Genomic DNA, 16,748 nt, shown 5'->3' with positions numbered 1-16,748 from the left:
CTTCGAGGGACACTCGATGGGAAAACAAAGCGAATTCCCGGCCGTTCCAGGATCAAACAGCCTTGAATTCCCTGCGTAAGGCGCATCTTCCGGGGCACATGAAGCGCCGGAGGTGTACAACAAATGGTTCCTTTGCTTCTTGTTCTGCTGCTTGCTCTGATTCTTTTCGGTGCCGGTTTCGCACTCAAGGCACTCTGGTGGATCGCGGTCATCGTCCTGGTCCTGTGGCTGCTGGGATTCGTGGTCCGGCCGGCCGGGAACGGCGGCCGCAGGGGCCGCTGGTACCGCTGGTAGAGGGAGCGGCAAGACAGAGCGGGTCCGCGGCCGCACGGCCGGCGGGCCCGCTCGCCCGCTATGCGACGCTCGTCCCGTAGAAGGGACCTCGGCTGATGAGACTCATCCCCTTCGGCGGCCCCGGACTGCGACAGCAGCTGGGCCAAGGCCTTTTCACCCGTGTCGCCGGCCCCGACGGCCCGCGCAACCGCGCCCGTATCCACGGCACTCCGGGCCCGCGCTGGTTCGGGCCGGAGCGGCCCATCCGCCGGGTGCACGGAGACGCCTCGATGTTCATCGGCGGACTGTCCGCCCTGCTGCTGCAGTCCCTGCACCCCCACGCCATGGCGGCCGTCGCCGCCCACTCCGGCTACCGCGGTGACCCGTGGGGGCGGCTGCAGCGCACCAGCACGTTCCTCGCCACGACCACCTTCGGCACGGTCGAGCACGCGCAGGAGGCCTGCGCGCAGGTCCGGGCGGTGCACGAACGCGTCCGGGGCCTCACCCCCGACGGCGACGCCTACCACGCCGCCGATCCCCATCTGCTCGGCTGGGTGCACGCCGCCGAGGTCGACAGCTTCCTGCGCGCGCACCAGCGCTTCGGCACCGCGCCCCTCTCCGAGGACGGCTGCGACGGCTACATCGCCGACACCGCGCGCATCGCCGCCGAGCTGGGCGTCCTCGACCCGCCCCGAAACCGCGCGGAACTCGCGCGCCTGCTCGACGACTACCGCCCGGAGCTGCGAGCCTCCCCGCAGGCCAGGGAGGCCGCCCGCTTCCTGCTGCTCAACCCGCCCGTCCCGCTCGCCGCCCGGCTCCCCTACGGGGTCCTGGCCGCCAACGCCGTCTCCCTGCTGCCCGACTGGGCCGCCCGCGAACTGCGCCTGCTCAGGCTGCCGTTGGTCGACGAGTGGTGCGTCCGGCCGCTGGGGCTCGCCGTCACCTCGGCCGTGCGCTGGGCCATGGCGCCGTCGCGACCGGCGACGACTTCACCCGCGAGCTGACGGCCACGCCGACCCGTGTGCGGTTTCACCGTCGTCCGCCCCGACCTGCGCGGATACGGCCGGTCGACCGGCCGGTTCGCGCTCGCCGGGCGCGATCGCGGGGGGCGCCGTCGCGCTGCGACTTGTCCTCGGCCATCCGGACGTCGCCACGCGCGTGGCACTGTTCGACTGCCTGCCCATCACGGAGCACCTGTCCCGTATCACCACCGAGTTCGCCACCCAGTGGTGGCACTGGTTCTTCTTCGCGCAGCCGGACATCCCCGAGCGCGTCATCAACGCCGATCCCGACAGCTGCACCGAGTGAGGCGTACGACGAGACACCGCCCGTCGCCACCCGCCCGCTGAGCCTCCTCGTTTCCCGCACCGGGTGCCGGGCACCCAGTGGCCATGGAAAAGCGTCCCGTTCCGGTACGCACCATTCTCGCCGCCATCGGTCTGGTGCTCACTGCCTACGTCGCACTGCAACTGGTGGTGCAGACCCGCCGGGTCCTGGTGTGGATGGTGATCGCGCTGTTCTTCGCCGTCGCCCTGTACCCGGCGGTCGACGCGCTGGAGCGGCGGGTCACGCGCTGCCGGCGTTCGGTGGCCACGCTGCTGGTCTTCCTGCTGGCGGTCGTGGTCGTCGGTGGCCTGGTGGCGCTCTTCGTCACTCCGCTGGCTCAGGAGGGCACCCGGCTCGCGGGCCGTCTGCCGCACATCGTCGAGGACGCCCGCGCCGGCCGCGGACCGGTCGGGGACCTGCTGGAGCGCACCCATGCCCTGCGCTACGTCCAGCAGCATCGCGGTCAGATCCGCTCCTTCGCCACCGGACTGGGCACACCCGCCCTGGCGTTCGTCCGCAGCGCGGCGACCACCGTCGCGGGCGCCGTCACCATCTTCGTCCTGGCCTATCTGATGGTCCTCGAAGGACCCAAGGTCGTCCGCGGCGCGCTCGCCCTGACCGACGAGACCCGCGCCGCACGCATCCGCCGCGTGGGAGCCGAGTGCGCCCGGACCGTCAACGGCTACCTGACCGGAAACCTGCTGATCAGCGTCATCTGCGGCGTCCTGACCTATGTGATGCTGCTGATCGCCGGAGTGCCGTTCGCCGGGCTGCTCGCCCTCTTCGTCGCCATCGCCGACCTCATTCCCCTCGTGGGAGCCACGCTGGGCGCCGTCGTCGCCTCGGCCGCGGCGTTCATCCATTCCCTACCGGCCGGCATCGCCGCCATCGTCTTCTTCGTCGTCTACCAGCAGGTCGAAAACCATCTCCTGCAACCGGTCATTCTGTCCCGGACGGTGAAACTCAATCCGCTCACCGTTCTGGTCGCGATTCTGCTGGCCGTCGAGATCGCGGGAATCCTCGGAGCCCTCCTCGCCATTCCCGTCGCCGGAATGATCCAGGTCATCCTTCGCGACATCTGGGCACACCGCGAAGGCCGGCCGCTGAAACTGCCGATGCGGGGCGACGCGCCCCACGCGAAGACCGCCCGGGCCACCAGCGACGCCGACTAGGCGCCCACCTCTTCGCGCGACAGACCAGGGCCGGCGACGACGAGCCGGAGCGGACCTCGACCTCGTCGTACGGCATGAACTGCGGGTTTGCCGTCCGGAAGGTCGGGCGGTCCCGCCGGACCGCCCGACCCTGGAGGCCCCTGACGGATCAGGGGGCGTCGACGAGACCGTACGCCGGTACGGTCACCGTGCGGGCGCCGGTCGTGCCGCCCAGGACGACCTTGCGCAGGGAGACGTTGTTCGTGGTGCTCGTCTCCTTCAGCCGGTGGTCCGGGTTGGCGATGACCTGGATGTAGTACGTGCCGTTCGGCAGGTCGGTGACGTCGAACGACTGGCCGGGCCGGATCTGGCTGTAGGTGTCGCCGTTGCCGACGTCCAGTACCTCCCGCACGGACACCGAGTTCTCCTCACCGCAGGCGGTGGCGAGGTCGGTGTTGCCCGGGTGCCAGTTGGCGTTCTTCACCGTGTAGTCGATGGCGTCGGTGTTGGCCAGGCAGAACGCCTCCTTGCCGCTGCGGACGATCTCTCTCTTGTCCGCACCCAGCAGCCGGTAGCTGGCGAAGTCGTGGAAGTGCCAGTGCTGGTGGCCCTCCCTCGGGTCCCACTCCATGCTGCCGGTGGGCGTGTACCCGACCTGCTTGCCCTGGGCGTCGTAGAAGTACTGGTAGGCGTCCATCGTGGCGGCGCCGGGCTTGCGGAAGCCGTCGACGACCAGCGGGGAGGGGCCGCCGTTCCACACCGTGGCGCCGAAGGCCAGGTAGTCCTTGCCCGCGGCCGCTCCGGCGCTGCCGTCGGAGCCGTCGTTGATGGAGATGCCGTACGCCGGCAGGGCCCGCAGGTCGGGCTTGGGCAGGGCGGCCGCGTCGGTGCGGGCGCCGGTCGGGCGGTGCTTGTTGGGCTTCAGCACGCGTGAGGCCGCGCCCGCGGAGGCCTTCCCCTTCACCTCGCCGTCGGCGGCACGGGTGTGCGGGGCCAGGCCCTGGCCGCCGTCGCCGGCGTCCTGCACGGTCACCTTGATCGTCTGCGGTTCGTCGGCCATGCCGAAGAGGTCGCGGTACTTCTTGGCCACGTGCACCGTCGCCGTGTACTCACCGGCGGCGAGGTCCGCGGGTTCGCTGTTCCAGCCCTGGGTGACTCCGGCAGCCCAGCCCTGCTCGGTGCCCCATACCCCGCCGAGGGTGAAGGGGTTGTCCGAGCAGCCGCCGGGGTAGCGGGAGGTCGCCGGGGCGTCCGGGCGGATGCGTCCGGCCCGGTTGTTCGGGCAGAAGGCCTGCTTCGTGCTCAGCACCTTCCTGCCCCCGGCGTCGGTGACCGTGACGTCGAGGAATCCGGGCAGGCCCGAGAAGTCCTTGACCAGGCCGGCCGGAAGGGTCTTGGCGTGCGTGGTGGAGCCGCTGCGGGTGATCTGCTGGGCGACCACGGGATCGTTGTAGGACTTACGGGTCACCCGGAACTCCAGGGCCGCCTTGTCGACGGAGATGTAGGTCCCCAGGTCCAGGTAGACGCCCGGCTCCCCGCTCCACCGTTCGAGGGTCACGGACTTGGACGCGGCGATCAGTTTGAGTTTCGGGGCGACGGGAGTCGCCGCTCCGGCGGTGGGAGCGACCCCGGCCGCGGTGGCGGCCATGGTGAGCGTCGCGGCGGTGACGATCGCCGAACGACCTAACGTGCTTCTGTGGTACGTGGTCATCAAATCCTCGTTCACAAGTGCCTGCCGGCATCTGGCGGATGGTGAGGCACGGCGGAATCTGTGTGCCATATGTGAACAGTGGCGCGGGAGCAGGTTGGTTGCCTCATCATGCCGACCAACTGCTATACGAAATCGCTCAGTTCACATGGACGTCGATCGGCCGGCGGCTCGTCGACTGCGAGGGTCGGCCGTTGCAGGCCCCGCAGGAGGATGTACAGCAACAGGGCGCCCATGACGACGACGCCGGCCCACATGGCCCGCTGCCATCCGTCGACGAAGGATTCCTGTGCGGCGCGGACCAGGCTCCGGGCGTGCGGGCCTGCCGTGCGGGAGGCGTCGACGGCGTTGGCGATGCCCTCGCGGGCGGTGTCGGCGGTCTCTTCGGGCACGCTGCCCAGCCGGGTGTCGATGGCACTCCGGTAGCCGGCGGGTCTCTGGAGGAGCTGGCCGCTCGGGCCAACGTCAGTCAGTCCACCCTCAGCCGGATCGAGAACGGCCGGCGCCGCCTGGCCCTCGACCAGTTGGTCACCCTCGCCCGCGCGCTGGACACCTCGCTCGACCAGTTGGTCGAGACGGCCACGGACGACGTCGTGTCGAGCCCGATGATCGACGCCACCCACTCCCTGATGCGCTGGCCGATCAAGGCCGATCCCGGGATGACCGTCGTGCGTCAGCGCATGACCGACCCGCCGCCGGACAGCCCCTCACGCATGCGTGCGCACCCGGGCCGAGAATGGCTCGTCGTGCTGTCCGGGACCGCGATCCTGCTGCTGGGAAACCGTCGCCTTCGGATCGAGACCAACCAGGCCGCCGAGTTCCCGACCATGCTGCCGCACGCCATCGGGGCCGAGGGCGGACCGTGCGAGATCCTCGGCATCTTCGACCGAGACGCCCGCCGCGGACACCAGCGCGGCGAAGAGGCCACGCGACCCCAGTCGGAATGACGGCGCCTCCAGCCTCTTAGCGGCGGAACGGAATTCCTTCGAAACATTCGATTGATCAATTCCCTTGAGTTGATCTATTCACCGCTTCTCACTCTTGGCCAAAAGTGATCTGACCGTAGCGAACCAATGCCGAATGTTTCGAAATAATCACCGAAACTATTGACGCTTGACGGGTGCAGGCCAAAACTGGCGGACCGAACCACAACCCGGCCTCTCTGGACGAGGAGGACCCGCACATGACGCACGAGATCACCCGCAGGGGCGTCGGCACCCTGCTGCTGGGCGGCGCGGCCGCGCTGGCACTTCCCGGTACCGCCCGGGCCGCCACAGTCGTCACCACCAACCAGACCGGCACCAACAACGGCTTCTACTACTCGTTCTGGACGGACGCCCAGGGCACGGTCTCCATGACCCTGAACTCCGGCGGCAACTACAGCACCAGCTGGCGCAACACCGGCAACTTCGTCGCCGGCAAGGGCTGGAGCACCGGCGCCCGCAGGAACGTCACGTACTCGGGCAGCTTCAGCCCGTCCGGCAACGGCTACCTGTCGCTGTACGGCTGGACGTCCAACCCGCTGGTCGAGTACTACATCGTCGAGAACTGGGGCACCTACCGGCCCACGGGAACGTACAAGGGCACCGTCAGCAGCGACGGCGGGACCTACGACATCTACCAGACGACCCGGTACAACGCCCCGTCCGTCGAGGGCACCAAGACCTTCAACCAGTACTGGAGCGTGCGCCAGTCCAGGCGCACGGGCGGCACCATCACCACCGGCAACCACTTCGACGCCTGGGGCCGGGCCGGTATGCCGCTCGGCAGCTTCAAGTACTACATGATCCTGGCGACGGAGGGATACCAGAGCAGCGGCAGCTCCAACATCACGGTGTCGGGATGAGCGGCGGGACCCGGCGCTCGCACCACCCCGTGACGACGGCGCTCACGGCCGTCACGCTGGCCGCCGCGGCCACCCTCGCCGTCCAGACGGCACACGCCGTTCCGGCCCGGGCCGCCACCTGCAACGGCTATGTCGGCCTCACCTTCGACGACGGCCCGTCCGGCAACACCCCCAACCTGCTGAACGCGCTGAAGCAGAACGGGCTGCGGGCCACGATGTTCAACGAGGGCCAGTACGCGGCCGCCTACCCGGCCCAGGTCAGGGCCCAGGTCGCCGCAGGCATGTGGGTGGGCAACCACAGCTACACCCACCCGCATCTCACCACGCTCGGCCAGGCCCAGATCGACTCCGAGATCTCACGCACCCAGCAGGCCATCGCGGCGGCGGGCGGCGGTACGCCCCAGCTGTTCCGGCCGCCGTACGGCGAGACCAACTCCACGGTCCGGGCCGTGGAGGCCAAGTACGGCCTGACCCAGATCATCTGGGACGTGGACTCGCAGGACTGGAACGGCGCCAGTACGGACGCCATCGTGGCGGCCGCCGGACGACTGACCAACGGCCAGGTGATCCTGATGCACGACTGGCCGGCCAATACGGTCGCCGCGATCCCGCGCATCGCGCAGGGACTCGCCGCTCGCGGCCTGTGCGCGGGACGGATCTCGCCGCAGACCGGCCGCGCCGTAGCACCCTGAAGTCACCCGTAGTACACAGCGACCGCGCATCGGAAGCAGTGGCGTCCGTCCGCCGACGTCTCCGATGCGCGGTCGCTCATGGAATCTCGCCGGCCAGCCCAGCAAGACCAATGTCACCAAGGTCGCCCTGTCCGTTCTCCCGCGCTGCGCCGACGGGACCGGGCAGCGCGTGTACCACCACAGCGGCGCCGGCACCCGCCGACGAGAACCTGTTCGGCTTCGGCCGGGACGCGTTCACCGCCCGCCGCCTGGCCGGGCCGATCGACAACAGCGGAGTCCAGCGCCGCCGCAACGCCCAGCGCACCAGGCAGGCGTGGGCCTTGTACCGCAGCCGGATCGAGAAACCGAACGGCGCGGCCTCCACCCTGTTCCGCCGGACGCGCTGGCGATCGACGAACAGCGCGAGGTGTTCCGGCCGACGCTGTGGCACCAGCGGCCCGAAGCAGCGGCGGGCGGTCAGCCACTGGAGCAGGTCTGGTTCACCGGCGTGCACTGCGACATAGGCGGCGGCGAGCGGGAGACCGGGCTGTCCGACATCGCCCAGGTCCCCCTGACGGCCGCCGCGGCCGGCCTGATCCCGCAACGTGGGCCGCGGCCCGCGACACCGGTCCGATCCGACGCGTCCAAGTGACGTGGATCACTAAAGATCTATGTGCCGTACGCAACTGCGCCCCCGTCCATCACTGTCTGACAGGAAGGCGGGCCCGTCAGGGCCGGGGAGCAAGAGAGAGCGGAGCAAGGCGTGGGACGGCGCAAAGGCAGCATAGGCATCGCACTCGTCACGGTCGCGACGCTGATGGGCGCGAGTGCCTGCGGCGGGGGCGGCGGCGACAAGGCGAGCGCGAGCGACGGGAAGGCGTCGGGCAAGGCGAGCGCGAGCAGCTCGCCCAAGCCGACGAAGCCCGCGGGCCCGCCGATGCTGCTGGACACCATCACCCCGCAGACGGGGAACACGGTCGGCGTGGCCATGCCGATCTCGGTGATCTTCACCAACCCGGTGGCGGCGAAGGCGCGGGCCACGGTCGAGAAGCACATGAAGGTGAGCGCCTCGCAGCCGGTGGCCGGCGCCTGGCACTGGATGGGCGACAGGCGCGCCGACTGGCGGCCGAAGACGTACTGGCCCTCCGGCACGACCGTCAAGATCGACGCCGATCTGAAGGGCGTCAGCAACGGCAACGGACGCTACGGCGTGCACGGCTACACGCACACCTTCAAGATCGGCGACGACGTGCGCGCGGACGTCTCGGTGACCGGCCACACCATGAAGGTGACCCGCAACGGCAAGCTGGTGCGCACCCTGTCGATCAACGCGGGCAGCGCCGAGTACCCGACGTGGAACGGCACGATGGCCGTCATCGACAAGCAGGAGAAGGTCCACATGACCTCCTGCAGTGTCGGCATCAGCTGCGACAAGGGCAGCGCCAACTACTACGACCTGACGCTGCCCTGGGACGTCCACCTCACCCAGTCCGGCACGTACGTGCACTACTCGACGGGCGACCCGTACCCGGGCAGCGGCAGCGCCCGCGGCTCGCACGGCTGTGTCCACCTGTCCATGTCGGACGCCAAGTGGTTCTACGGCCAGGTCAAGCAGGGCGACCCGGTCACCATCACCGGCTCCCCCCGCGCCAAGGCGCCCGCCGACAACGGCTACGCCGACTTCAACCTGTCGTGGGACCAGTGGCTGACGGGCAGCGCCGCCGGGGAGCAGACGACCGCGACCCTGTGACGGGGGGCGGGCCCGCCCCCGCGCGGGCCCGCCTGTCTCAGTGGATGACGGGGGTCTCCGGGAGGTAGTCGTCGGCGTGTTCACCGGTGACCAGGTACACCACCCGGCGGGCGACGGAGACGGCGTGGTCGGCGAAGCGCTCGTAGTAGCGGCCCACCAGGGTGACGTCGACGGCCGTCTCCACGCCGTGGTGCCAGCGTTCGTCCATCAGGTGCTGGAAGATCATGCGGTGCAGCTCGTCCATGCGGTCGTCGTCCCGCTCCAACTGCAGGGCGGCGTCGACGTCCTGGGTGATCAGGACCTCGGCCGCCTGGGCCATGAGGCGCTGGGCGAGCTGGCCCATCTCCAGGATCGTACGGCGCAGGTCCCGTGGCACGGCGTGCTGCGGGTGCCGCCGCCGGGCCAGCTTGGCCACATGCTGGGCGAGGACGCCGCAGCGCTCCAGGTCCGCGCTCATCCGCAGTGACGTGACCACCACGCGCAGATCCGTGGCGACCGGCTGCTGGCGCGCCAGCACCGCGATCGCCTGTTCTTCCAGACTCCGTTGCAGCTCCTCCACCTGGCCCTCGGTGTCGATCACGCTCTCCGCCAGCCGGAGATCGGTGTCGAGCAGGGCGCCGGTGGCGCGGCCCATGGCCGAGCCGACGAGGTTCGCCATCTCCACCAGCGCCTCGCTGATCGACTCCAGTTCCTTGTGATAGGCCTCCCGCATCGTCCTCATCCTCCAGTCCCACAGCACGTCCGCAACGCTGCCCAGACTCGCACACACCCTCGACGCCCGCTGCGCCCGCCTCCACTCGCCGCCCGCTCGGCTACCCGACGGTGTGCAGGATGCGAAGGCGGCCGGGGTTCGCCGGATCGCGGTCGACGACCTGGACCGGCGCCCAGGCCCACTGCCAGACGCTGATGCCGGGCGTGCGGGAGAACCGGATCCGCCCGCGGGTGCCGTCGACGGCGACGCGCGGCCAGGACGCGGCCGTACGCGCCCGGTCCGTGCCGTGCGCACGCAGCATCTCGGCGAGGACGACGACCGTGTCGTAGCCCTCGAAGGCCACGAACGAGGGCGCTGCGGCCAACCGCTCGCGCAGCGCCGTCCCGACACGGGCGCCCAGCGGGGTCGGCCGCTCGGGCAGGTAGCGCAGGAAGGAAACACCGGCACCGTCGTCGCCCAGGAGTGCCGTCCATTCGGCCAGCTCCGGTTGCCCGGCCGGAGCGCCGAGCGTGAGCCCGGCGAGGCGCGGGTCGGCGCGGACGGCCCTGACGATCGGCACGGCCGGTTCCGGGAAGCCGACCAGCAGGAGAAGGGCGGTCGCGCGGTGGGCGACGAGTTCCTCGCACAGGGCGGCGGGAGCGAGCGTACGGGCATCGAACTCGGTCAAGGTGGCGCCGTGCGAGGTGAGGTGGTCCCGGAGGATGCCGGCTCCGGAGGCCCAGTACACGCTCGGTTCGGTCGCCACGGCGACACGGCCGTGGCCCGCGCCGAGGAGGAAGTCCGCGTAGCCGCGCCAGCCGTACGACTGCGCCGGGGAAAGGCGCGCCACCCAGTCCGTCGGCTGCTCGGTGAGCGTGTCGAGAACCGCCGACGAGCAGAGATAGGGCAGACCGAGGGCGTCGGCCCGGGCCGCGGCAGCGCGGGCGACGACGCTGTGGTATTCCCCCGCCAGGGCGGCCACGCCCAGGTGGGCCAGTTCCTCCACGGCCGCCGCGGCCCTGCGCGGGTCGGCCGCGGTGTCACGGACGACCAGCTCCAGTGGCCGCCCGTCGATTCCGCCGGCGTCGTTGACCTCCTCGGCGGCCAGTTCGAGTCCGGCGAGCAGGTGCCGGCCGGCCTCGACCCAGCCGGGCCGGGTGAGCGGAACGAGGACACCGATCCGGACGGCCGGTTCGGTACCGGACGGTGAGGGTGATGTGTTCATGCGTCGGATTATTTCCCCGCCGCACCGCCGGCACGGGAAACGTGGATCTTCCCGCCCGTCGATCAAGCCGGTGCCAGACTCGACCGCCATGAGCGACTGGTTCCTGCAACGGGGGAACGGAGTCCGTGCTGCCCTCGCCCAACGGGTCGGCCATCGCCGCCGCGGCCACCGGCTCGACGGTCGTGGCGGGCTGTCTGCGCAACGCGGCCGCTGTGGGCGCCTGCCGGCGCGGCAGGGTCACGGCACCGCGGAGCGTCCCCTCGCGGTGATCGCCGCGGGTGAGCGGTGGCCGGACGGGAGCCTGCGCCCGGCGCTGGAGGACCTGCTGGGTGCCGGGGCGATCATCGACGAGCTGGTGTCGCACGGTGCCGGCCCCCTCTCCCCCGAGGCGGCCGCCGCGCGAGCCTGTTTCACCGGGACTCCGGACGTCGCCGCCGCCGTGGCTTCCTGATCCTCGGGCCTCGAGCCGGCCCGAAGCGGCTTCGCCGACGACGTGGCCGTCGCGACCGAACTCGACGCGTGCGCCGGCGTGCCCGTCCTCGCCGACGGGGCGTTCCACGACGGCACGGGGTCATAGGCGCGCGAGGCATGGGGAGTTCGGCCGGATCACGCTGGTCGCACGTACGGATCGTGACGGTACGTGCCGGGCGGTCTCGTGCGACGACGCTACGGCCGAGTAGCTTGCCGTTCGTACGTGATGTTCCCGATCTTCGGAGGCTGCGATGGGACACCCCGATCCCTTGGCGATCGACCCGAACCCCTTAGTGATCGACGCGACCGGCGGCGACATCCACGGCGAGGCCGCCCGGATCCGCGGCCGCGGACCGGTGACCCCGGTAGCACTCCCCGACGGCGTCGAGGCATGGGCCGTCAGCGACCCCGGCCTGCTCAAACGCCTGCTCACCGACCCCCGCGTCTCGAAGGACGCGCGGCGCCACTGGACCCGCTTCATCAACGACGAAATCGCGCCGGAATGGCCCCTGTTCAGCTGGGTGGCCGTGCAGAACATGTTCACCGCGTACGGGGGCGAGCACAAACGCCTGCGTGCCCTGGTGTCCACGGCGTTCACCGCACGCCGTACCGCGGCGCTGCGACCGAGGGTCGAGGAGATCGCCGAAACCCTGCTGGACCAGGTCGAGTCGGCCGGCGAGGGCGGGCGCCCCGTCGACCTGCGCGAGGAGTTCTGCTACCCCCTGCCGATCCGGGTGATCAGCGAACTCCTCGGTCTGCCCGAGGAACTGGGCGCGGAACTCCGGGCAGTCGTGGACGGCGTCTTCCACACCTCCGCCACACCGGAGGAAGTCACCGACACCTACGCTCGGTTCTACGCCGTTCTCGCCGAACTCGTCGCGCTCAAAAGGGACTCGCCCGGCGACGACCTGACCACCGCCCTCATCGCGGCCCGCGACGACGAGGGCGACACCCGCCTGAGCGAGCAGGAACTCCTCGACACGCTGATGCTCATGGTCAGCGCGGGTCACGAGACCACGGTCAACCTCCTCGACAAGGCCGTCCACGCCCTGCTCACGCACCCCGACCAGCTCGCCCTGGTCCGCGGCGGCGGCGCCTCCTGGGACGACGTCGTGGAGGAGACCCTGCGCGTCGAGGCACCGGTCGCCAGCCTGCCGCTGCGGTACGCCGTCGAGGACCTGGTCATGCGGGAGTTCGGTGGTCCCGAAGGGGTGGTGATCGGCAAGGGTGAGGCCATTCTCGCCGCGTACGCCGCCGCCGGCCGCGACCCCGGCCGCCACGGCGACGACGCGGACCGCTTCGACGTCACCCGCGTCGACAAGGAACACCTGGCCTTCGGTTACGGCGCGCACTTCTGCCTGGGCGCACCGCTGGGACGACTGGAGGCGCGGATCGCGCTGCCCGCGCTGTTCGCCCGCTTCCCGGAGCTCCGACTGGCGGTGTCCGAGGAGGAGTTGGAGCCGGTGGACTCATTCATCTCCAACGGCCACCGATCCCTTCCGGTGCGCCTGCGCTGAACACGGCCCTTGTCGCGAGCGGCGTCGGCGGGTCTCACCGCAGATGAGCGGTGTCGATGATCGTGGACTCGGTGTCGGAGCCGGTCACCAGGATGTAGCCGGGGTTGCCGTTGCGGTCCACGTAGCAGGTGAGGCCGAACGAGGTGACCACGGCCTGACGGACCGGATGCTTGGCGACGGCGTCGCGGCACTCGGACGCCGTGGGCAGATTCTGCGAACCCCATTCGGCCAGCTTGCCGTTCGTGGCGTTGAAGAAGCCGCCCGAGACATAGATGGCGTCGGTGGTCGTCCCCGCCCGTGAGGGTGGGGTGTGGGAGAAGTCGTACCCGACGGGTGCGCCCTGGTTCCCGTCCTCCATGTGGAAGCCGCGTACCAACGCGGTCGACACGGCGGGCGCCGGGTCGGAGAGGGCGGTCTTGGCGGCGAGGCCGCCGCCTCCGACGACCGCGAGAGCCGCGACGCCGGCGATCACGGGGTGTGCGGCGGTCAGGGAGAGCAAGGGGCCGATCACGGGGATCGAGAACTTCAGGTGCGTGTTCTTCTGGTTGATCGTGGCATGGTCGCCCGCGGTGACGGTCGCCGAGGAGTCGTGGACCCGCGAGCGGTGCCCGCCTGTCTGCGGGGGCAGGTAGGTGTTGTTCTGGACGTTCCCGTCGCCGACCTGGGCGCCCTTGGTCCGGCTGTTCTTCATCAGCGGCCGCCTTGGTGGAACGTGTTGTTCTGGGTGGTGCCGTTGCCGACCTGTACGCCCTTGGCATGACCGAGATCGATCCCGCCGGCCGAGAAGTGCGCCGCGGCCGGGGCGAGGAGGACCAGCAGTCGCTGGGCGTGCTCCATCACCTCCGTGTCCACCGCTCCCGTCACCACGAGCTCGCGGACCAGCCCCTCGGCGGGCGCTCCCGGCCGGCGCTCCAGGGCGCTGATCTGTTCCAGTGCACCCGGGCGGCCGGAGAGACGGTTGCTCAGCGCTTCCCTGAGCGCCCGATAGGAATCGGTCACGGCGGCGGAAGCGGCGCCGCTGAAGCCCGCCGCCGCGCCCGTGACCAGGGCCTGCACTACCAACGTCGCCGGATCCATCCGCGCACCTCCGCACAGCTTCCTCGGGATCACGCGAAGACGATCACCCGGTGTGACAACATGAGGAAGCTATCCGGCGGTCGACCGCAACATCTCGGTTTGCGACCAAAAGCCGTTTATCGCCCGTTTACTTACTCAATGTCGGCAACGTTTGTCGCTTCTCCGCCGCCGACCGGGGCCTCCGCCCGGTTCGTGGTCTGGGCGAGGACGTCACGGAGAGCGGCCGCTATGACCCCCGGCGCTTCCAGGGGGATGAGGTGCCCGACGCCCGGAATCGTGGTCAGGGTGGCCTGCGGAATGTACGGCAGAAGGCACTCGCGCAGGGTCTGCGGCGGTTCCACCACATCCTTCTCCGCGGCCAGCACCGTCACCGGAACGTCGATGCCGCGCACGGCAGTTGTGATGTCCTGCGCGATCCCGCGCAGCGGCCACTCCTGCCGGGCCGCGGCCCCGGCGGCGAGGCTGTCGCGCACCGCGGTGCCCAGTACCGTTTCCGGCAGTGGGGCGGCGGTCAGGACATGCTCCAGGGCGTGTCGCACCGTCTCGGGAGAGTCGTAGGCGTGGGACAGGCCCCGACGGTACTCCTCGGTCACCGTGGCGGGCGGCTTCGGCGGCGCCGGGGCGACGAGGACCAGCCCGGCCAGTCCGGCAGGGCGACGCGCCGCGACCAGCTGGCTCACCTTGGCGCCCATCGAGTGGCCGACCAGGACGTACGGCCCCGACACGCACGTGTCGACGACGCGGGTGAGATCGTCGGCGAGCCGGTCCAGGTGACAGGGCCCGGGCAAGGCCCGCGAGGTGCCCCAGCCGCGCTGATCGAAGCGGACCGTCGCCCGGCCAGGCGGCAACCGGTCGATGACGCCGTTCCATGTCTGCGCGGAGCCGCCCCAGTAGTGGGCGAACACCAGCGCCGGTCCGCTCCCTCCAGCGACGCGCGCCTCCAGCGATCCGCCCGCAACGGTCACCGGGATTGTCGTTTCCGTCATCGTCACACCTTTCCAACGGCTCGGCGGAGCGACCGCTCGTCGCCCTGCCGTACCCTCGAACCATCATTCGGCCTGCTCATCAGGTCCAAGACGACGGTATGGGCAGCCTCGCCGACCCCTCGGCGAAAAAGGACACGATGATTGTGGAAAACGGACTCGACGCGGTACGACAGCTGCGCTACCTGCCTGCCATCGGGTCACCCCACGGCGTGGAGGTGCTCGATTTCGCCGGACTGCGCTCCATGGACCCCCGTCGGCGGCGCGCGCTCCCGCAGCGCCCCGACTTCCATGTCTTCGCCCTCGTCCGCTCGGGCACCGGAAGCCACGAAGCGGACTTCCACAGCCACCCGATGGCCGTGGGCAGCGCCGTCTGGATCCGGCCCGGCATGGTGCACCGCTGGAGTGACGTGGACGCCTGCGACGGACCGCTCGTACTCTTCCGGCCCGGTTTCCTCTCCGGCTTCACGGTCGCGGAGACCGCCGCCCCGGTGTGCTGGCGGATGGACGAGCAGCGCCTGGACCTCGCCCTGCTCGCGGTCGAGCACCTGGTCCGCGAGCACGACGCGGCGGCACACGCGCCGCACCTGGCGTCTCCCGCGCTGCTCTCCCACCTGCTGGCCGCGCTGCTCCTGCGCGCGCTGCCCGAGGTACCGGCCGCGACCGACGCGCCGATAAGCGGCACGGGGCACACGGATGTCTTCCGCGCCTACCGGAGCGCCGTCGAGGAACACTTCACCGACTGGCACCACGTGGCCGACTACGCCCGGGCGCTCGGCTACGACGTGCGCACCCTCACCCGGGCGACCCGGGCCGCCGCCGGCACCGGCGCCAAGACCTTCCTCGACCAGCGCATCCTGCTGGAGGCGAAGAGACTCCTCGCCCACACCGACCTCCCCGTCACCGGCTGCGCCCGACGCCTCGGCTTCCACGACGTCGGCAACTTCACCACCTTCTTCCGACGCCAGGAGGCCGTGCCTCCCGCCGCGTGGCGCACGGCGTACGGCTCGGCCGGTCCCCCGTACGCGGAGAAACCGGCCCCGGTGAAGCAGCAGCGGACGCGGGATTCAGGTCGGGTCTGAGGGGACACTCCTGATACAGCGCTCCCTCTTCCCTCACCAGACGACCCGCTCCGTTCGCGGCCGAACCGAGCACGGAACCACCGATCGGCTGTCCTGGAGGAACCTCATGTGCCGCCTCTTCGGTCTCAGCAGCGCCCCGCTCCGCACCCACGCCACGTTCTGGCTTCTCGACGCCCCCGACAGCCTCAGTCGGCAGAGCCACCGCGACCCCGACGGCACCGGTCTCGGCCTCTTCGCCGCCGACGGCACCCCGCGCGTGGACAAGGCCCCCATCGCGGCCTACCGCGACCGCGCCTTCGCCCAGGAGGCCCGGCAGGAGGAGTCGGCGACCTTCGTCGCCCACGTGCGCTTCGCCTCCACCGGCAGCCTGGACGTCCGCAACACCCACCCCTTCGAACAGGACGGCCGCCTGTTCGCGCACAACGGGGTCATCGAGGGCCTCGACCGGCTCGACGAGCATCTGGGCAAGGACCGCTCGCCGGTCCGCGGCGACACCGACTCCGAGCGGTTCTTCGCCCTGATCACCCGGGAGACACGACGGCACGACGGTGACATCACCTCGGGCATCCGGGAAGCCGCCCGCTGGATCGCCGCGAACCTGCCCCTCTACGCCCTGAACCTGATCCTCGTCACCCCACGGGAGCTGTGGGCACTGCGCTACCCGGACACCCACGACCTGTACGTCCTGGAGCGTCCGGCGGGCGGCCCGCACGGCAGCCGGCACCTCGACCACAGCGGCACCCACGGCCGCATGCGCGTGCACTCCGCACACCTGGCCCAGCACCCCGCCGTGGTCGTCGCCAGCGAGCGCATGGACGACAACCCCAACTGGCGCCCGCTGGAGCCCGGTGAACTGCTCCACGTCGGCGCCGACCTCCACGTCACCCACCAGGTCGCCCTGCCGGCTCCTCCGGCACACCTGCTCACCCTGGAAGACCTGCACCCCGACGCGGCCGCCTCCCAGAAGGCCGCCTGAC

The 16,748-nt window shown here is 70.6% G+C and carries 18 protein-coding genes and 2 pseudogenes; 14 read left to right on the top strand and 6 right to left on the bottom strand.

Features of this window, described 5'->3' with window-relative positions:
* Positions 1-123: 123 nt before the first annotated feature.
* From ACQF4J_RS43020 to ACQF4J_RS43005, 4 genes and pseudogenes are all read left to right on the top strand, one after another.
* On the top strand, positions 124-294 hold the full coding sequence (locus ACQF4J_RS43020; RefSeq protein ID WP_142148582.1) for a DUF5670 family protein: 171 nt from the start codon (positions 124-126) through the stop codon (positions 292-294).
* Between the two features lie 95 nt (positions 295-389).
* The gene (locus ACQF4J_RS43015; protein ID WP_427168217.1) at positions 390-1,277 is read left to right on the top strand and encodes an oxygenase MpaB family protein; all 888 of its coding nucleotides are present in this window, start codon (positions 390-392) and stop codon (positions 1,275-1,277) included.
* Positions 1,278-1,298: 21 nt separating this feature from the next.
* Positions 1,299-1,569: pseudogene (locus ACQF4J_RS43010) on the top strand (alpha/beta fold hydrolase); the annotation flags it as partial.
* Positions 1,570-1,664: 95 nt separating this feature from the next.
* The gene (locus tag ACQF4J_RS43005) at positions 1,665-2,771 is read left to right on the top strand and encodes an AI-2E family transporter (protein WP_427168216.1); all 1,107 of its coding nucleotides are present in this window, start codon (positions 1,665-1,667) and stop codon (positions 2,769-2,771) included.
* A gap of 148 nt (positions 2,772-2,919) precedes the next feature.
* On the opposite strand, the gene ACQF4J_RS43000 is transcribed toward ACQF4J_RS43005, so the two are convergent.
* Positions 2,920-4,461: a lysyl oxidase family protein gene (locus ACQF4J_RS43000; protein WP_351805619.1), complete on the bottom strand. Its 1,542-nt coding sequence runs from the start codon at positions 4,459-4,461 to the stop codon at positions 2,920-2,922.
* 434 nt (positions 4,462-4,895) lie between these two features.
* Here ACQF4J_RS43000 and ACQF4J_RS42995 point away from each other — a divergent pair, with 434 nt between their 5' ends.
* The 6 genes and pseudogenes from ACQF4J_RS42995 (at position 4,896) to ACQF4J_RS42970 (ending at position 8,725) form a co-directional block, all read left to right on the top strand.
* Positions 4,896-5,405 carry a helix-turn-helix domain-containing protein gene (locus ACQF4J_RS42995; protein ID WP_351581303.1) on the top strand — a complete coding sequence of 170 codons (510 nt, stop codon included), beginning with the start codon at positions 4,896-4,898 and terminating at the stop codon, positions 5,403-5,405.
* A gap of 236 nt (positions 5,406-5,641) precedes the next feature.
* On the top strand, positions 5,642-6,304 hold the full coding sequence (locus ACQF4J_RS42990; RefSeq protein ID WP_351581220.1) for a glycoside hydrolase family 11 protein: 663 nt from the start codon (positions 5,642-5,644) through the stop codon (positions 6,302-6,304).
* Entirely contained in the window at positions 6,301-6,996 is a 696-nt protein-coding gene (locus tag ACQF4J_RS42985; protein WP_351581222.1) for a polysaccharide deacetylase family protein, read from the top strand. The genes ACQF4J_RS42990 and ACQF4J_RS42985 overlap by 4 nt, the downstream gene beginning before the upstream one ends.
* A gap of 110 nt (positions 6,997-7,106) precedes the next feature.
* Positions 7,107-7,280, top strand: a pseudogene (locus ACQF4J_RS42980) (hypothetical protein); the annotation flags it as partial.
* Positions 7,281-7,309: 29 nt separating this feature from the next.
* Positions 7,310-7,627, top strand: a complete 318-nt coding sequence (locus ACQF4J_RS42975) for a DUF2235 domain-containing protein (RefSeq protein ID WP_351581224.1) — start codon at positions 7,310-7,312, stop codon at positions 7,625-7,627.
* A 165-nt stretch (positions 7,628-7,792) separates the two neighbouring features.
* A complete protein-coding gene (locus ACQF4J_RS42970) occupies positions 7,793-8,725 on the top strand; it encodes a L,D-transpeptidase (RefSeq protein ID WP_351805689.1) in 933 nt (310 codons plus the stop codon).
* A gap of 37 nt (positions 8,726-8,762) precedes the next feature.
* Here ACQF4J_RS42970 and phoU read toward each other — a convergent pair whose 3' ends face one another.
* Entirely contained in the window at positions 8,763-9,437 is a 675-nt protein-coding gene (phoU, locus tag ACQF4J_RS42965; protein WP_351581226.1) for a phosphate signaling complex protein PhoU, read from the bottom strand.
* Positions 9,438-9,537: 100 nt separating this feature from the next.
* A complete protein-coding gene (locus tag ACQF4J_RS42960; RefSeq protein WP_427168215.1) occupies positions 9,538-10,641 on the bottom strand; it encodes an ABC transporter substrate-binding protein in 1,104 nt (367 codons plus the stop codon).
* A gap of 88 nt (positions 10,642-10,729) precedes the next feature.
* Here ACQF4J_RS42960 and ACQF4J_RS42955 point away from each other — a divergent pair, with 88 nt between their 5' ends.
* Together ACQF4J_RS42955 and ACQF4J_RS42950 are read left to right on the top strand one after the other, a co-directional pair.
* On the top strand, positions 10,730-11,092 hold the full coding sequence (locus ACQF4J_RS42955; RefSeq protein WP_427168214.1) for a hypothetical protein: 363 nt from the start codon (positions 10,730-10,732) through the stop codon (positions 11,090-11,092).
* Between the two features lie 271 nt (positions 11,093-11,363).
* Complete coding sequence (locus ACQF4J_RS42950) at positions 11,364-12,629, top strand: cytochrome P450 family protein (RefSeq protein ID WP_427168213.1); 1,266 nt, start codon at positions 11,364-11,366, stop codon at positions 12,627-12,629.
* 34 nt (positions 12,630-12,663) lie between these two features.
* Here ACQF4J_RS42950 and ACQF4J_RS42945 read toward each other — a convergent pair whose 3' ends face one another.
* The 3 genes from ACQF4J_RS42945 to ACQF4J_RS42935 all read right to left on the bottom strand — a co-directional run bounded on the left by ACQF4J_RS42945 (position 12,664) and on the right by ACQF4J_RS42935 (position 14,692).
* Complete coding sequence (locus tag ACQF4J_RS42945; RefSeq protein WP_351581236.1) at positions 12,664-13,320, bottom strand: hypothetical protein; 657 nt, start codon at positions 13,318-13,320, stop codon at positions 12,664-12,666.
* The gene (locus ACQF4J_RS42940; RefSeq protein WP_351581238.1) at positions 13,320-13,706 is read right to left on the bottom strand and encodes a hypothetical protein; all 387 of its coding nucleotides are present in this window, start codon (positions 13,704-13,706) and stop codon (positions 13,320-13,322) included. Before ACQF4J_RS42940 ends, ACQF4J_RS42945 begins: the two co-directional genes overlap by 1 nt.
* A 131-nt stretch (positions 13,707-13,837) precedes the next feature.
* Entirely contained in the window at positions 13,838-14,692 is an 855-nt protein-coding gene (locus tag ACQF4J_RS42935) for an alpha/beta fold hydrolase (RefSeq protein WP_427168212.1), read from the bottom strand.
* A 143-nt stretch (positions 14,693-14,835) separates the two neighbouring features.
* Between ACQF4J_RS42935 and ACQF4J_RS42930 the strand changes: the two genes are divergently transcribed.
* Positions 14,836-15,771: an AraC family transcriptional regulator gene (locus ACQF4J_RS42930; RefSeq protein ID WP_427168685.1), complete on the top strand. Its 936-nt coding sequence runs from the start codon at positions 14,836-14,838 to the stop codon at positions 15,769-15,771.
* A 106-nt stretch (positions 15,772-15,877) separates the two neighbouring features.
* Entirely contained in the window at positions 15,878-16,747 is an 870-nt protein-coding gene (locus ACQF4J_RS42925; protein ID WP_427168211.1) for a class II glutamine amidotransferase, read from the top strand.
* Position 16,748: the final 1 nt, after the last annotated feature.

This window comes from Streptomyces sp. C1-1 (genome assembly GCF_050214755.1).
Classification (GTDB): domain Bacteria; phylum Actinomycetota; class Actinomycetes; order Streptomycetales; family Streptomycetaceae; genus Streptomyces.
The sequence above is the reverse complement of the archived record's forward strand: the minus strand, read 5'-3'. Positions and strand labels throughout refer to the sequence as shown.

Bases quoted from the DNA above. Each gene is read 5' to 3' on its own strand.
- ACQF4J_RS42955 (WP_427168214.1), top strand. From the start codon at position 10,730: ATGAGCGACTGGTTCCTGCAACGGGGGAACGGAGTCCGTGCTGCCCTC.
- ACQF4J_RS42985 (WP_351581222.1), top strand. From the start codon at position 6,301: ATGAGCGGCGGGACCCGGCGCTCGCACCACCCCGTGACGACGGCGCTC.
- ACQF4J_RS43015 (WP_427168217.1), top strand. From the start codon at position 390: ATGAGACTCATCCCCTTCGGCGGCCCCGGACTGCGACAGCAGCTGGGC.
- ACQF4J_RS42940 (WP_351581238.1), bottom strand. From the start codon at position 13,706: ATGGATCCGGCGACGTTGGTAGTGCAGGCCCTGGTCACGGGCGCGGCG.
- ACQF4J_RS42925 (WP_427168211.1), top strand. From the start codon at position 15,878: ATGTGCCGCCTCTTCGGTCTCAGCAGCGCCCCGCTCCGCACCCACGCC.
- ACQF4J_RS42950 (WP_427168213.1), top strand. From the start codon at position 11,364: ATGGGACACCCCGATCCCTTGGCGATCGACCCGAACCCCTTAGTGATC.
- ACQF4J_RS42945 (WP_351581236.1), bottom strand. From the start codon at position 13,320: ATGAAGAACAGCCGGACCAAGGGCGCCCAGGTCGGCGACGGGAACGTC.
- ACQF4J_RS42970 (WP_351805689.1), top strand. From the start codon at position 7,793: ATGGGCGCGAGTGCCTGCGGCGGGGGCGGCGGCGACAAGGCGAGCGCG.
- ACQF4J_RS42990 (WP_351581220.1), top strand. From the start codon at position 5,642: ATGACGCACGAGATCACCCGCAGGGGCGTCGGCACCCTGCTGCTGGGC.
- ACQF4J_RS43005 (WP_427168216.1), top strand. From the start codon at position 1,665: ATGGAAAAGCGTCCCGTTCCGGTACGCACCATTCTCGCCGCCATCGGT.
- phoU (WP_351581226.1), bottom strand. From the start codon at position 9,437: ATGCGGGAGGCCTATCACAAGGAACTGGAGTCGATCAGCGAGGCGCTG.
- ACQF4J_RS42960 (WP_427168215.1), bottom strand. From the start codon at position 10,641: ATGAACACATCACCCTCACCGTCCGGTACCGAACCGGCCGTCCGGATC.
- ACQF4J_RS42935 (WP_427168212.1), bottom strand. From the start codon at position 14,692: ATGACGGAAACGACAATCCCGGTGACCGTTGCGGGCGGATCGCTGGAG.
- ACQF4J_RS43000 (WP_351805619.1), bottom strand. From the start codon at position 4,461: ATGACCACGTACCACAGAAGCACGTTAGGTCGTTCGGCGATCGTCACC.
- ACQF4J_RS43020 (WP_142148582.1), top strand. From the start codon at position 124: ATGGTTCCTTTGCTTCTTGTTCTGCTGCTTGCTCTGATTCTTTTCGGT.